Here is a 14,439-nt window from a genome sequence, read left to right on the forward strand (position 1 = left end):
ACTCCATTTTTCCCACCACAGCATTTTATAGTGAGGTACGTGCCCTGCCCCACTCTTGGTCTTAAAAAAATTCCAAGTTCAAACTAGTTTCCTTGAAAATTTTACTTACAGGAGGCAGCAACGCATACACGGTTGCATTTCCCTATAAAACCCCATATTTTCAGTTTTCTTGGCGCAGCCTCTCCCTTTGGGAGAAAGTACTATGTTAGACCAGCATTTTAGGCTTTGTCGTCACTGATATATTCTAGCAAGAAGTGATTACCTATCTCAAGATATTGAGAAAAACTCAACTGCCCTCTAATCTGTTTTACCTGCGGTAAAAAACAATTAGAGGGCGTCTCGTTTTTATCCCGTCATTCATCCCACACCAACTTCGGGTATGGTGTGGGGCTTCTGCCGGGTTAAGCTAAGATAAAACAATTTCCTGACCTTCTGTACTCAAATCAGTAAACTTTCCCCCATGACTAACTTTATTACTTTATTTCTCAAACGCCAACGTAAATTCCCCCTCAGTATCGGGATGATTTCATTTCTACTCTCACTGGGTATCACGGCTGGTTGGCAATGTGTTCAAGCGAGTACACCTCAAAACGCTCCTCCTGAACTAAAAAACCTGTTGACGGAAATTGATACAGCCGCCAGCAAGGGTGATGTCAAGGGAGTCATCGAATTTTACAGTCCGACTTTTACTCATGGGGATGGGTTAAACCGCCAAACTTTGGAAAAAGCTTTGGTAGAATTATGGAAGCGATATCCAAAATTGAAATACAGTACCCAACTGCAATCTTGGAAATCTGAAGGCAATACCATTGTCGCGGAAACCGTAACTAATATAACTGGTTTACCCTCTGCTAACAATAATAATCTGACGCTCAATGCCACAATTAAATCACGCCAGCGGGTAACAGATGCAAAAATCGTTCGCCAAGATATTTTGTCAGAACGCACCCTACTTACCTCTGGAATGAAGCCACCCCAAGTTGATGTGAAATTACCACAGCAGGTCAGAGTCGGTCAGCAGTACAATTTTGATGCGATCGTTCAAGAACCACTGGGGGAAGATTTCCTCCTGGGAACAGCCCTAGAAGAACCCATCCAACCGGAAAAATATCTCAACGCTACACCTGTTAATTTAGAATTACTCACATCTGGCGGAGTTTTTAAAGTCGGACGCGCACCATCTACTCCTGGTAGCCACTGGATTTCTGCAGTGATCCTGCGGGGAGATGGAATGACAATGGTAACTCAGCGCCTGGATGTGGTTAAGAAGTAGCGCTGTGCGTGGGATTGGGGATTGGGGATTGGGGATTGGGAAAGAAAAATGCGTGATTTCCTATTCCCCAATCAATAGTCAATAATTGCCAATTGTTGGACACTGGACTTTTGACTCACAATGATTTCTCTGCAAAATCAAATCGTTTTCATCACTGGTGCAAGTAGTGGTATTGGTACTGCTTGTGCGAAAATTTTTGCTGGTGCGGGTGCAAAACTGATTTTAGCGGCGCGACGATTAGAACGTTTGCAGCAGTTAGCGGATGCACTCGGTAAAGAATTTGGTAATCAGATTTATTTGTTAGAGCTAGATGTGCGCGATCGCTCTGCTGTGGAATCTGCTATCTCTACCCTACCGCCTTCCTGGTCTGACATCGATATTCTCGTGAATAACGCTGGTCTGAGTCGCGGTTTGGACAAGTTACACGAAGGCGATTTTCAAGATTGGGAAGAAATGATTGATACTAATATTAAAGGTTTACTTTACCTTACCCGTTATGTCGTTCCCGGAATGGTGAATCGTGGTCGTGGTCATGTGGTAAATCTGGGTTCCATTGCGGGACATCAAACTTATCCTGGTGGTAATGTTTATTGTGCGACAAAAGCCGCTGTCAAGGCACTTTCTGAAGGTTTGAAGCAAGACTTGTTGGGTACTCCTGTCCGCATCACTTCTGTTGATCCGGGAATGGTGGAAACGGAATTTAGCGAAGTCCGCTTTCATGGTGATACTGACCGAGCAAAACGAGTTTATCAAGGAGTTACCCCCCTGACTCCAGATGATGTGGCTGATGTCATATTTTTCTGCGTCACGCGATCGCCTCATGTCAATATTAATCAAGTTGTGCTAATGCCTGTTGACCAAGCTAGCGCCACATTGCTTAATCGCCGAATTTAAGTCAATACAGTTCAGTTAGGCTCGAATGATATACACTTACGGGAACATCCAAAATTTTTTCTTCTAATGACAATTTTATTCGTGCCGTGCCCCTACTACTCTGTCAAGATAAAAATGATGGACTGTAGTGCGGGCATCTTGCCCGCGTGAGCGAGACCCTCACACTACCAAAAATCCCTCAAAACAAAATTGACAGACTACTACGACAATTTTCCTTAACTGAACTGTATTGGGATAAAGCCGCAAATGCACGAGTCTTGTCTCGACAATCTGCTCCCAGTATTGCGATCGCTCGATCAACTTCTGGAACGAGCAGTGTCTACAGCAAACCTAGCTTATGGAACAGAAGCTGAAACTGATCCTTACCGAGGTCTTTACATCAATCAAGATGACGTAGAACGTGCCTTAAAGCGTCACCCTGATTCAGCCTTTCAGGGCGATGGCAGTGGGTCGGAGTTGCTTTTTGAGGAAATTGGCAACTGTTCAAGTTTAAACAGATTGCAGGAGATATTTGAGCTATCGGTGTTTGATCTTGCTCTGGTGGCGATCGCCTTCGCACCGGAAATTGATCTGCGCTACGAACAGATCTACGCCTATCTCCAAGATGATGTCACCCGCAAGCGACCTACTGTAAACTTAGCTGTTCGCAGCTATCCACTATTAGTTCATAATCTGTTAAAATTTCTTGAACTATCTCGTAATCACTTGCGTTTTTTTTTTACTTGTTCAAGTAAACTTGATGGCAGGATTTCTTGTAGGATTGTAAGCCAGTAATTAAATGTATCATTGGCGGTTGATTCACTGACTCCAAACTGTATGCCTAATAATTGAAACGTTGTCATATGTCTTAAATATGTCAACGTTAATAGAATTTGGTCTTCGTTAGATAACTTTACCTTCCGACCACCACCTTTATTTATAATTCTAACTTTCTTTTTTTCTATGTTTTGTTGCTTTTCGGTATCTAAGGCGATCGCCTGTTTTATTAGTTGCTCAAGTTGGTCATACTTTACGCCTACTAACCGCTGTGTTTCTTGAGGGTTATTTTGAATATAACTTAACATGTCACTCATATTTTTGTGGTAAAAAAGATGATTTTATACCCTTTTAGCACAGAATGGTTCTATTTTGGAGATGTCTATTAAATATAAATGTGGTTCTTGCGTACTTAACGTGCTAAATTTTTAATTACAGTCGATAACTTTGTTTTAAAATCAAGGCTTACAGGCGCTTATAGCCAAAATTTTAATCATCAGACCTAAAAGGCAGTAAATAATGGCTGTCATCTTATCCCAGCAAGGAGTTCAAGCTTATTTTTCAACATATTTAGCACGCTAAGTACGCAAGAACCGATGTTTACAAAATAGACCTATCGCAAATGGTTAGCAAATATATTGGCGAAACCGAAAAAAACTTGGATCGCGTCTTCAGTGCGGCGGTGAATGCCAATGCTATATTGTTATTTGATGAAGCCGATGCTTTGTTTGGCAAGCGTTCTGATGTGAAAGATGCCCATGACCGCTACGCCAATCTAGAAATTGCCTATCTGCTGCAAAAAATGGAAGAGTACGAAGGCATCACCATACTTACTACTAATTTACGCCAGAATCTAGATGAGGCATTCACCCGCCGCATCCGCTTTATAATTGAGTTTCCCTTTCCCGAAGCAGACGCACGCTGGCAAATTTGGCAGAGAATTTTTCCCAAAGCTACGCCCCTAGGGGCAGATGTGGATTTGAAACTAATGGCGCAAAAGTTTAAACTGGTAGGAGGTAATATTCGCAATATTGCCCTAGCTGCGGCTTTTTTGGCAGCGGAAGATGGTGAAAGTGTGGGGATGAAGCACCTATTCATGGCAACAAAGCGCGAGTTTCAGAAGATGGGACGGTTGGTGAATGAAGAAGATTTTTTACACAAAAACATAAGTTGATTTTGCTGACATCTATATACAGCGAATCCCAGGGCAAATGAGGTACGCAGGTAGGGGCATGGCAGTGCCATGCCCGGTTCTTGCTTAACGTGCTAAAATATTAGCATATCTATTTATATTTCAGTAAATTTAATTATGAAAAGAGTCCTTACTCAACTCTTAAACTTACCAGGCGTAACGGTGGAATCCAGTATACAAGAAGGCTTGGTATTAATTTTATCAGTAAGTAAAAAGGAAAAAAGTGCAGTATGTCCACACTGTGGTACAAAGTCAAGACATCTACACCAGAATCAAAGCCATTTAGTCAAAGATTTACCGATGGGGGATAAAGAAGTAATACTAAATTTAAATAGACGAAGATTTAAGTGTAAAAAATAACGAGATATATCAATGATTTGGGCTTAAGCTGATACGTATGGTGGGCGTCTCGCCCGCCCAATAGGGAAAGCGGGCAAGATGCCCACTCCACAAGATGGGATAAATTATTTATTGGCAGTCCCTAACTTACCAAATCAGGGAATACCTCTTGCACTGCAGGATGGACTAAGCGATGATTCTGCACATTTAAACCTTTGGCTAATGCTGGGTTAAGTTCCAGCGCTTTGATTCCCTGATTCGCCAACTGGACAACATAAGGTAATGTACTGTTATTAAGTGCCTGGGTGGCTGTCCAAGGTACTGCGCCTGGCATATTCGGGACGCCATAATGCACTACGCCCTCTTCAATGTAAACTGGGTTGGTGTGGGATGTGGTATGTAAAGTTTCCACACAACCGCCTTGGTCAACCGCAACATCAACAATTACAGAACCAGGATGCATTTGTTTGACCAATTTGCGAGATACTAGTATTGGCGCTCTACGTCCTGGGACTAAGACCGCACCAACGAGCAAATCGGCTTCTTTCACGGCGGCTTCGATATGGGCAGAGTTGCTGTAAAGCAATTCGACTCTAGAGCCAAACAAAGTTTCGAGGTAGGATAAGCGCTCGACATTCACATCCAAAATCTGCACGATCGCGCCCATACCTACGGCGATTTTAGCGGCTTCGGTGCCGACAACACCACCACCTAAAATCACGACTTTACCCGGTTTGACTCCAGGAACACCGCCTAAGAGGACGCCTTTACCACCTTGCTGACGTTCTAAAAACCTAGCGCCGAATTGTACCGCTAGCCGACCGGCAATAATGCTCATGGGAGAGAGCAAGGGTAATTTATTCCCACCGGGTTGTTCTACTGTTTCGTAGGCGATCGCACTCGTGCCAGAATCAACCAAATGCTCGGTCAATTGGCGATCGGCTGCTAGATGCAGATAAGTAAATAATATCTGTTCTTTTCGCAAAAATTTATACTCAGTTACCAGGGGTTCTTTGACTTTAACAATTAGTTCCCGATTCCAAGCTGCTTCTGGTGTGGGGACAATTTCCGCCCCAGCCCTTTTGTACTCATCATCTGTAAATCCAGCACCAGTACCCGCTTCTGTCTGGACAAAAATGGTATGACCATTTTCTCGCAGCACCCGTACACTCGAAGGACTCAACCCTACCCGAAACTCCTGATCCTTTGTTTCCTTGGGAACGCCTATTTCCATGTAGCGCCTCTGTTTAATTTTTGTTCAACTTTAGCCTGTCACTTTCATACTGGCTACTGCGGTATTATTCATAGCTTAATTTTTGTCTTAACTTTCTCAACCGTTGCAAAGTCTTGCTCTTGACTATTACCCCAGTCTTTCTAGAATATATAAAGAATAATTAAAAATTGTAAACAAGCCGTTTACATAGCTCCATCCCAGGAAGCTGCTGCTGGAATTCCCAAGTTATTGAGAGGAAACGTTGATGATCACAGAACCAAAACCAACAATTACGCCCAAATTAGAAGATCCGAAGTTTGGTTTTAACGAATATGCCGAGCGCTTGAATGGTCGAGCTGCTATGATTGGCTTCATGTTGATGGTGGTAATTGAATACGTCACCAATCAAGGGGTGCTATCATGGCTCGGTCTGAGGTAGTGCCACCAGAAAGTACAGGCGTGCAAGTTGTAAGCTAGTAATTAGAAGAGTTTGAACCAGTTGGATTATCCAGCTGGTTTGGACTTAAGTAACTGATAGCGAACTACCTCCCACAAATTGTCGTCTATAAGGCATACCAACGAGTGCCAGTGTTATCCTAGACTTGCAATTATTCTATGCAAGATAGTTAATTACTACACTTACCCCATACTGAAGAAAATTATAATATTTAAATGCCTTTCATCAGAAGGGACAATCAAAGTCTAATTGTGGGTTCGGTATTCTCGGTAAATTGACACAAAAACTTAACTGAATCAAACTAAGCTGTGATGAACGCTGTATTACCTCGTTTTTTGAAGTCAGCCTACCGGAAAGACCCAATCATCAGTGTATTGATGACAATGGGCGTAGTTGATGCATTGATCGGTGGATTGGATGATAGCTGGTCGTTGTTCGCTTTTGGTTTGGGGATAGCAGGGATTAGCCTCGGTTTTAAATTGTGGCGTATCCAACAAAGTCGTCCCTTACCAGAGGAGGAACCTGTAGTCCAACATTACTTACCCTCCCGTTCATCGAGTCCGACTTTACCCATGCTGACCGTTACCAAGAAAAAACCACCCATGTGAATCAATTTTGGATTTTGGATTTTGGATTTTGGATTTTAGATTGACCCCATGCATGAATGCAGGGGCTTCAATTAAAATTTTTTGATTTTGGATTTTAGATTTATTCTACGAATAAATTCGTTTGAATCTTCAATCCAAAATTTAAAATCTAAAACCTAAAATTCGGTGATACCGTTTCAGTTTAATTATAGGACTCCCCGTTGAAAAACCTTGAAGATGTAGCTTGTAGCTTGGCGTAAAGCTACATCTTTGCTTTAGACAAGGGATGAAAACGGGTTAAAGCGTTTACGCTTCAGTTGTTTAATCTCGTTGTTGGGCTATATATTGAATTACGTTTGCTGTAGTATAATCAATTCGTCTTAAAAACAAAAGGGGGTGATAAAACTTGCTAACAAACTATGTGTACAAACTCAGACCTAACATCACGCAATCATCAACAATGAGTAGATGGGTAGATATGTTACGTTCTCACTACAATTGGTGTTTGAATGACAGATTAACCCAATATGCTCAACAATTTATTCAAGGTGACTATTGCGATATTAGAACTAAAGCCGAGGCTTGCCCTATAACTTGTTTTGTTAGCAAGAACGGTGCTACGGGAGAACCCTGGAAGGATGATAAAAAGGCTAATCCTAGACGTGCTGCTGGTGATATTCAAATTACAGCATTACCAACTTTAAAAAAAGCTAGACCTTGGTTTGCTACTATTGATTCAACAGTATTGCAGCAAAATGTAAAACGTTTGGATATTGCATACAAAAACTTCTTTGTTCGCGTAGCGTCTGGGACAGGAGAAGGTAGGGGATTCCCTAAATTCAAGAATCGCTCTAACTTCACATCTTTTACTTACCAGATGGGAATTAAAGTACAGAAAAATAAAATCTATCTACCCAAGTTAGGATGGATGAGGTTTTACAATTCTCGTCAAATACCCGACTCTTTCACAATTAAAGCTGCCACAATTCGTAAGCGTCAGGATGGATGGTATGTTTCTATCAGAATAGAAGATAAAACAATACCAGACTACGTTGCTAAATCTTTTATTGATGTAAATAAAATAATTGGCTGTGATTTGGGCATTACAAAACTGGTACATCTATCTGATGGACACCAGATTGAAAATCCTAAATTCTTGACCAACAAAAAAACTAAACGCATCCTCAAAAACAGGCAGCGCAAAGTCACCAGAAAGTTAAAGGGTAGTAAAAATCGCAAAAAAGCAGCCACAAATGTAGGTAGGTTTCACCAAAAAATTGCTGATAAACGTCAAGCATATCAATGGTACGTAGCTAACAAGATTGTTTCTAGAAACGTTGATGCTATTGCTGTTGAGAACTTAAACGTTTCGGCAATGAAGAAAAGATGCTCAGAGAAAATAGAGGAAGAGACAGGAAGATTCTTAAAAAATGGACAGTCAAGAAAGAGAGGTTTAAATCGCTCAATCTCTGATGCAAGCTGGGGTGAATTGATATTGAAAATCGAGTATCTTGCTGCGAAGCATGGAAAGGTTGTCCTTAAAGTAAGTCCAAAACACACTAGCCAAAAATGTCAAAACTGTGGGCATATAGACGCTTTAAGTAGAGATGAAGAAAAGTTCATCTGTACAAATTGCGGATTCATGAGCCATGCTGACATTAACGCTGCTAAAAATATCAGAGATAGAGCATTAAGCATGGTACGCGAGGACTTCGCGGAACCGGAGCCGAAAGGTTCTAAACGCCCGAAAAACTGTAAGGAGATATCACCGCGCTCTATGAGCAAACGCGGTGAGCCTGGGAACCTGAGCAATCAGGATATTAAGACAGCGATGTCTTAAGAATCCCCGTACCTTCAGGTCGGGGAGTGTCAAGATACAAATTGGTAGGGGCACGGCAATGCCGTGCCCTTGAGCGAAATCTATATGTATCAAGGTTTCGGTGAAACGGTATGAGGAGTGAGGAGTGAGGAGTGAGGAGTGAGGGAACAGGTGGGTGCGGTTCTGTGCTGCGCCCGTATATTATTCTGGGGTTTATGGCAGTTCTTACCCTTCCAGTGACACTGTGGGGAGGGTTGGAAATTTCTACTGTCCAGGCTGCTGTGGAAGCAACATCAAAATCTCAAGCTAACAAAAGCTTTGCTAATCCGCAGCTACTTTATAGTTTACATGGACATGCAGGAACGGTTAAATCTTTAGCCTTCAGTCCAGATAGTAAAATTCTGGCTAGTGGTGGAGCAGAAAACGAAGGCGTAATTCGTTTGTGGAATCTGAAAAATGGTGCCAGGGTGGGAACTATCCGCAAAGCGCATAAAACAGGGGTGGAATCTTTGGTGATTTCGCCAGATGGTCAAACCTTGGTCAGCTGTAGTAGCGATCGCACCATTAACCTCTGGAACCTGAAAACTCAAAAATTTAGCCGCTCTTTTGTGGATCATACCAGTAATGTGATGTCTTTAGCTATTTCTGCTGATAGTAAATTGCTCATCAGTGGTGCTTTGGACGGAATTCGCCTTTGGGATTTACGACAGCAGCGTCCGCTTTCGACACTGGTACGCTTTGATAACTCGATTTATACAGTAGCGATTAGTCCTGATGGTCAGACTTTGGTTAGTGGTGACTCTCAGGGTGTAATTAAGCTGTGGAATTTGAGTACAGGAAAATTAATCCGTGAAATTGTGGCGCATTCGCAAATAGTCAGCACCGTAGCTTTTACACCAGATGGAGAAAGTGTGATTAGTGCTAGCCGCGATCGCACAATTAAAATTTGGCATACTAATAATGGTGAACTCATCCGCACGCTAACAGGACACAACAACTGGGTGAATGCGATTGCGATTAATCGCGATGGACAAACCCTCGCCAGTGCTGGTCGAGATGGGGTTAAATTGTGGAATATAACTACAGGTGAGTTAGTAACTACATTAGAAAAACATACAGATTGGGTAAGTGCGATCGCTTTTAGTCCTGATGGTCAATTTCTGGCTAGTGGTGGATTTGATAAAACTATTAATGTTTGGCGGAGCCGGTGAATAAATAATTATAGCGTTTCTCGCCCTAGTGAGGTACATCGGTAAGGGCACGGCAGTGCCGTGCCCCTACATCGCGTGATACAATTTTGTACCTCATCTGAATAGGAAGTGCTATGGCTGCTGATAATACTTGCAGATAAACACGCTATACAAGTGAATAATGCAAGATCGAGTTTCTAGCGCATCAGTACTGGCTTTACAATAGATATAGCCACAACTAAAAAATTAGGGAAATTTTATGACAAGCAATTTGCTGAAAAATCCAGCCAATGACATATCTAAACTAAATTATTCAGTATTAGTGGAAGCCAAAGAAGGCGGATATCAAGCAACAGTTTGGGGTTTACCGGAGTGTCAGGTATTTGCACAAACGCGGGAAGAGGCGCTGAATAATTTACACGAACTTGTGAATAATCGATTAAAAACTATAGAAATAGTTACTCAAGAAATTGCTGCGCCAAAAACTGAGCATCCTTGGATGAAATTTGCAGGTAAGTATAAAGATGACCCACAATTTGATGATATGCTAGCGGATATTGAAGCCTATAGACGTGAACTAGATACAGAAATGGAAGAATATTATCGCCAATTAGATGCTGAGGAAGAAGTCAAGTGAGTTTGTGGATACTTGATACGGATACTCTTTCACTATTTCAAAGAGCGCATCCATTAGTAAGTCAACGAGTAAATGGAACACCTATAGAACAATTAGTGACAACAGTTATCACATTTGAAGAACAGATATATGGAAGGTTGAATCGCATTAGAAGAGCTAATTCACAAGAATCATTAGTATTTGCCTATATCCAATTACGTGAAACTTTGGAGGATTTTAAAAATATCAATGTAGTTGATTTTAATCCAGAAGCGGCGAATTGCTACGCCCAATTGCTGCGTCAAAAAATACGTATTGGTACGCAAGATTTACGAATAGCGTCAATTGCAATTGCGAATAATGCTATTTTGGTGACGCGGAATCAGCGTGATTTTTCTCGCGTACCTGGGTTACAGTTTGAGGATTGGACTTTGGGTAATTAGGGCGATAGCGCAACAGGAGGAGATTCGGCTATGGATAAAATAGCACACTATCGACAAATAATCAAACAAATTCTGAGCGAACATGCACAAATCAGTTCTAATAGTGATTCTGTAAAATCAGAAGTAATTTTAGACCATGAAAACGACCATTATCAACTAGCTTACGTTGGTTGGCAAGGAGATAAGCGAGTCTTTGTCCCTGTGATGCATTTTGATATTCAAAATGGCAAAATATGGATTCAATATAACGGGACAGAAGAATCTGTTGCTGAACGATTAGTAAAATTAGGTGTACCTCCCTCTGATATTGTGATTGGCTTTCATTCTCCTTTTAAACGTCAGTTTACCGCTTATGCTGTTGAATGATGGTTAATTAACTAAAATTGATGTACCAAGACAGTAAGTTATTTCGCTAATTTATAGCGTTCCCATGCTTGCAAAAAATTGAATTGCATCGCTGAAGAAACTATTCGCAAACTTTTAACTTCTGGGATTTTTGAATTAAGCTTTTCAGCAACTTGTAATGCTGATTCTGCTGCTTTAGGTTGAAAATTATAAAGATGAACAAATCCTAAATAAGTCCAAGCATAGGCATTTTGAGCATCTTGTTGGGTGATTTTGTCCAAAGTTTTCAGCAGTGGTTCAACTCGCCGTTGTAAAGTTTGAGATAATGCCAAAGAATAGGCAATATCGAGATTTTTAGGTTCTTGAGAGAGGCGATAACTTAAAGCTATTTCGGCATAATTTAAGTAATCTTGTAACGGATCATATTGGTTGATGCGAGCGATTTCGCGAAAAATTGGGTCTAATTTTCCTTGAGGTAAACCTGTAGCTAATTGCTCCAGTTGGGTAATTAAATCTAGTTCTGGTGCGGGTATGTTTGCTGCTTGCGGATTTAAGGTGATTTGTATGGGAGGTGTAGGAAGGGGATAGGTATTTCCGGTGCGACGGTTGAGGTAGATTGCTTTGAGGTTGTAAGTACCTGCTGATAATTCTGCAGGTGGTAACATTGCAAGGGTTTCTATTACCCGAAAGGCTGTATTTGCTGGTGGCGCTTCCGTTTTGGTGTAAAGTTGTCCTAGAGCGATCGCATGATCATGCAACCATCTTTGATTTCCTTGACCTTGCCAAGTCAATAATACCAAACCATCCTGTAACTGTTCCCAACTTCCGGTAAACTCATACTGCACGGGAATTGGCTTTCCTGGTGGTGCTTGAACAGAAGTAAGCACTCCCAAGCTGACTTGTGGGGGAGGAGTTGAATTTAACTTTTCAACTACCACTGGGGAAACACGACGCTGATAGAGTCGCAACTCACTTTTATCTGGTAAATTCCAAGTTTTTTGAATTTTTAAATCAGGACTTTGGGTAACAGTTGTATTTAAGGCTGCTTGCGCTGCTTCAAAACCGCCAATTGCACCCTGGTCTCCTGTTTTGGTGATATACCAATTTAAAGAACGCGCATCTTGAGGGATATTTTTGATGTTAGTTCCTATCTGACGTGCAAATACTTGAAAATTGGCTGCACTCCCAAAAAAGTCTAGATTAAAAGGATTTATTTGTACAGTATTCGGGACAATTCCCATATTAGAACGCAAATAAGGTTGCTTTTGGATGACTTCTGCAATTACTTCAGCATGGGGATAAGTGGCACCTAAATAAGGTAAATGTCTACCACTAAATTGCTGCAAAAATGGTATGGGGAATAAATCAGAAATTAAAAATAAACTCGTGATGGCTACAGTTACCCAACGCAGCCATTGCGACCAAATTGTTGACGAAATTGTCAGCAACCGCGCCAAGAGTACCAAGACAACTGGTAAATAGGGGAGGATAAACCGAAAATCTTTATTTGATAGGAAAGAAAATAAAAAATATGTCCCTAAGCAGAATATTAAAAGCCATCGCCAAGTAGATTTTTTGGTTACAGATTCAGCAGGCGATCGCTTCCCTTTGACAAGCCAAGTTGCTGCCCCTAAAATCCCAGACCCCAAACACATATATAATAATGGCGGGTAAATCATATCTGGCAGTACTGATAAATAATACACCCACCCTTCTAGACTATTCGCTTGGGGCGAATTGGCGTATTTTAAACCATAATTATTATTGTTTTCTGAAGAAGTCAGGATTGTCAGCCAATTAACGCTAACCCAAGGATATAAAACCATCACGGCTATCAAAAAAGCCACAACGAGTTGAGCAATACGTCTCCAGTTTTTGCTGAGGATATTTTCTCCCAAAACCCAGACACTCGGTATCAATAAAAATATTAAACCACTAGGCTTACTCAACACCGTTATACCTGCACCCACACCAAAACAAACACTCCAAAACCACTGTTTTTTAGGTGAGTCAGCATCTCGCCAAAAAGTTAAACTGGTAAAGGCAAAAATTAAAGTTGCTGTGAGTCCATACTCTAGTAGATAATCGAGGCGAATTAACACGAAACTGTGAACTAATATACACAGTCCTGCTGCCCACAATCCGACATTAGCAGAAAATATGTGTTTACCTAATTGATAGACAAATATTAAAATAATTGCAGTAAATAGTACATTAACTAATGTACCTGATTCAAAACTACAGCCAAATAAAGTGAAAAAAGGTACAGTCATTAAATAGACAAAAGGAGCGCGATAACTTGGGGATAATTGCCAAAGTTTTGTCCACCAATCGCCAGAAAAAAACTGCGGATGGCTTAACATTCCCCAATAATTGGCTGCTCTTGTCAGATGGTCGCCGGTGTCCCATGCTGGAGGAGAATTGTCTAAAGTAGCCCAAAGGCGATCGCACACAAAAGCAGCTATCCACAACATAATGAGAATAGCCCTATCGGAGGTTAAAAATTGGAACTTTCTTCTGAATAGCATTTACCGATAATTCCCAAAAATGCGATATCCCCGACTTCTTGAAGGATACCGGCGAATGGTAGGTTTAACCCTTCATCTCATCGCATGGGAAAATCAGGTTTTTTTGGCGTAGTTGGATGATTTGTAGGGGCGCAAGGCCTTGCGCCCCTAGCGACAATCTTCCTCACATAGCCGATAAAATGGGTGTTACCCCCTATTCGCCACCGGCATCCTTCAAGAAGTCGAGGATCTGACCACAACAGATAAGTGTACATGGTTTTGGTCTCATATCATGTTTAGGAAAATACTTTTGGCAAAACTTAGCGGTGTACCCCTAAAGGAAAACAAGCTACGCGCAGTGTCTTTCCTCTATAGCCCGTAGAAATCCTCATCCAAAATTTGCTCAATGGAAAAAGGACAAGTTATGGGATACTCACTCTCTTCTGGTACACAAACCCCAAACTTCGCCAACTTCCCTTCCTTAATCGCCAGCTTCCGAGCATCCGGGTAGGCTTTTTGGATCGCTTCTACCAGAAAACTTTTCAGCGAAGGTGTATCAGCAGGGCAAACGCATCTAAATTGTGTGGAAAAATAAGGTAAGATGGGGGGTTGGTATTTTGCCAGCACTTCAGGCGCTCGGTGCATTCGTGACTTATGACTCCAAACTTTGACAATACCATCCTGAAATACTTTTCTAGCCTAGAAGACCCGCGAATTGAGCGTACTAAAGGTTCTTGCGTACTTAGCGTGCTTAATTATTAGTTAAAGTCTATAAATTTGCTTTAAAAGTAAGACTTACAGGCGTTCA

Annotated in this window: 14 protein-coding genes and 2 pseudogenes; 12 read left to right on the forward strand and 4 right to left on the reverse strand. The window is 41.4% G+C overall.

The window, feature by feature from the left end:
• Positions 1-460 precede the first annotated feature (460 nt).
• The 3 genes from HEQ19_03095 (at position 461) to HEQ19_30635 (ending at position 2,941) form a co-directional block, all read left to right on the forward strand.
• Positions 461-1,273 (forward strand): nuclear transport factor 2 family protein, encoded by an 813-nt coding sequence (locus tag HEQ19_03095; GenBank protein WYL98662.1) that lies wholly within the window; start codon positions 461-463, stop codon positions 1,271-1,273.
• Between the two features lie 120 nt (positions 1,274-1,393).
• A complete protein-coding gene (locus tag HEQ19_03100) occupies positions 1,394-2,167 on the forward strand; it encodes an SDR family oxidoreductase (protein WYL98663.1) in 774 nt (257 codons plus the stop codon).
• Between the two features lie 246 nt (positions 2,168-2,413).
• Positions 2,414-2,941, forward strand: coding sequence for a hypothetical protein (locus HEQ19_30635; GenBank protein ID WZI67095.1), 528 nt, complete (start codon positions 2,414-2,416; stop codon positions 2,939-2,941).
• Here the strand turns inward: HEQ19_30635 and HEQ19_03105 are convergent.
• Complete coding sequence (locus HEQ19_03105) at positions 2,869-3,240, reverse strand: transposase family protein (GenBank protein ID WZI67096.1); 372 nt, start codon at positions 3,238-3,240, stop codon at positions 2,869-2,871. The genes HEQ19_30635 and HEQ19_03105 overlap by 73 nt on opposite strands.
• 278 nt (positions 3,241-3,518) lie before the next feature.
• On the opposite strand from HEQ19_03105, the pseudogene HEQ19_03110 reads away from it, so the two are divergent.
• Positions 3,519-4,097 (forward strand): annotated as a pseudogene (locus tag HEQ19_03110) (ATP-binding protein).
• A gap of 135 nt (positions 4,098-4,232) precedes the next feature.
• Positions 4,233-4,475: a transposase family protein gene (locus tag HEQ19_03115; protein WZI67097.1), complete on the forward strand. Its 243-nt coding sequence runs from the start codon at positions 4,233-4,235 to the stop codon at positions 4,473-4,475.
• Between the two features lie 121 nt (positions 4,476-4,596).
• Here HEQ19_03115 and ald read toward each other — a convergent pair whose 3' ends face one another.
• Positions 4,597-5,688: an alanine dehydrogenase gene (gene ald, locus HEQ19_03120; GenBank protein ID WYL98664.1), complete on the reverse strand. Its 1,092-nt coding sequence runs from the start codon at positions 5,686-5,688 to the stop codon at positions 4,597-4,599.
• A 244-nt stretch (positions 5,689-5,932) separates the two neighbouring features.
• Between ald and HEQ19_03125 the strand changes: the two genes are divergently transcribed.
• From HEQ19_03125 to HEQ19_03155, 7 genes are all read left to right on the forward strand, one after another.
• Positions 5,933-6,106: a chlorophyll a/b-binding protein gene (locus HEQ19_03125; protein WYM03231.2), complete on the forward strand. Its 174-nt coding sequence runs from the start codon at positions 5,933-5,935 to the stop codon at positions 6,104-6,106.
• A gap of 329 nt (positions 6,107-6,435) precedes the next feature.
• A complete protein-coding gene (locus HEQ19_03130) occupies positions 6,436-6,732 on the forward strand; it encodes a hypothetical protein (GenBank protein ID WYL98665.1) in 297 nt (98 codons plus the stop codon).
• A 439-nt stretch (positions 6,733-7,171) separates the two neighbouring features.
• Complete coding sequence (locus tag HEQ19_03135; GenBank protein ID WYL98666.2) at positions 7,172-8,551, forward strand: transposase; 1,380 nt, start codon at positions 7,172-7,174, stop codon at positions 8,549-8,551.
• 194 nt (positions 8,552-8,745) lie between these two features.
• On the forward strand, positions 8,746-9,741 hold the full coding sequence (locus tag HEQ19_03140) for a WD40 repeat domain-containing protein (GenBank protein ID WYL98667.1): 996 nt from the start codon (positions 8,746-8,748) through the stop codon (positions 9,739-9,741).
• Positions 9,742-9,979: 238 nt separating this feature from the next.
• Positions 9,980-10,357 carry a type II toxin-antitoxin system HicB family antitoxin gene (locus HEQ19_03145; GenBank protein WYL98668.1) on the forward strand — a complete coding sequence of 126 codons (378 nt, stop codon included), beginning with the start codon at positions 9,980-9,982 and terminating at the stop codon, positions 10,355-10,357.
• The gene (locus tag HEQ19_03150) at positions 10,354-10,779 is read left to right on the forward strand and encodes a type II toxin-antitoxin system VapC family toxin (protein ID WYL98669.1); all 426 of its coding nucleotides are present in this window, start codon (positions 10,354-10,356) and stop codon (positions 10,777-10,779) included. Before HEQ19_03145 ends, HEQ19_03150 begins: the two co-directional genes overlap by 4 nt.
• A gap of 30 nt (positions 10,780-10,809) precedes the next feature.
• The gene (locus HEQ19_03155; protein ID WYL98670.1) at positions 10,810-11,145 is read left to right on the forward strand and encodes a XisI protein; all 336 of its coding nucleotides are present in this window, start codon (positions 10,810-10,812) and stop codon (positions 11,143-11,145) included.
• 38 nt (positions 11,146-11,183) lie between these two features.
• On the opposite strand, the gene HEQ19_03160 is transcribed toward HEQ19_03155, so the two are convergent.
• Entirely contained in the window at positions 11,184-13,652 is a 2,469-nt protein-coding gene (locus HEQ19_03160; protein ID WYL98671.1) for a glycosyltransferase family 39 protein, read from the reverse strand.
• Between the two features lie 348 nt (positions 13,653-14,000).
• Positions 14,001-14,192: pseudogene (locus HEQ19_03165) on the reverse strand (DUF29 family protein).
• Between the last annotated feature and the right edge of the window lie 247 nt (positions 14,193-14,439).

Source organism: Gloeotrichia echinulata CP02, assembly GCA_038087035.1.
In the GTDB taxonomy this organism is placed as follows: Bacteria; Cyanobacteriota; Cyanobacteriia; order Cyanobacteriales; family Nostocaceae; genus Gloeotrichia; species Gloeotrichia echinulata.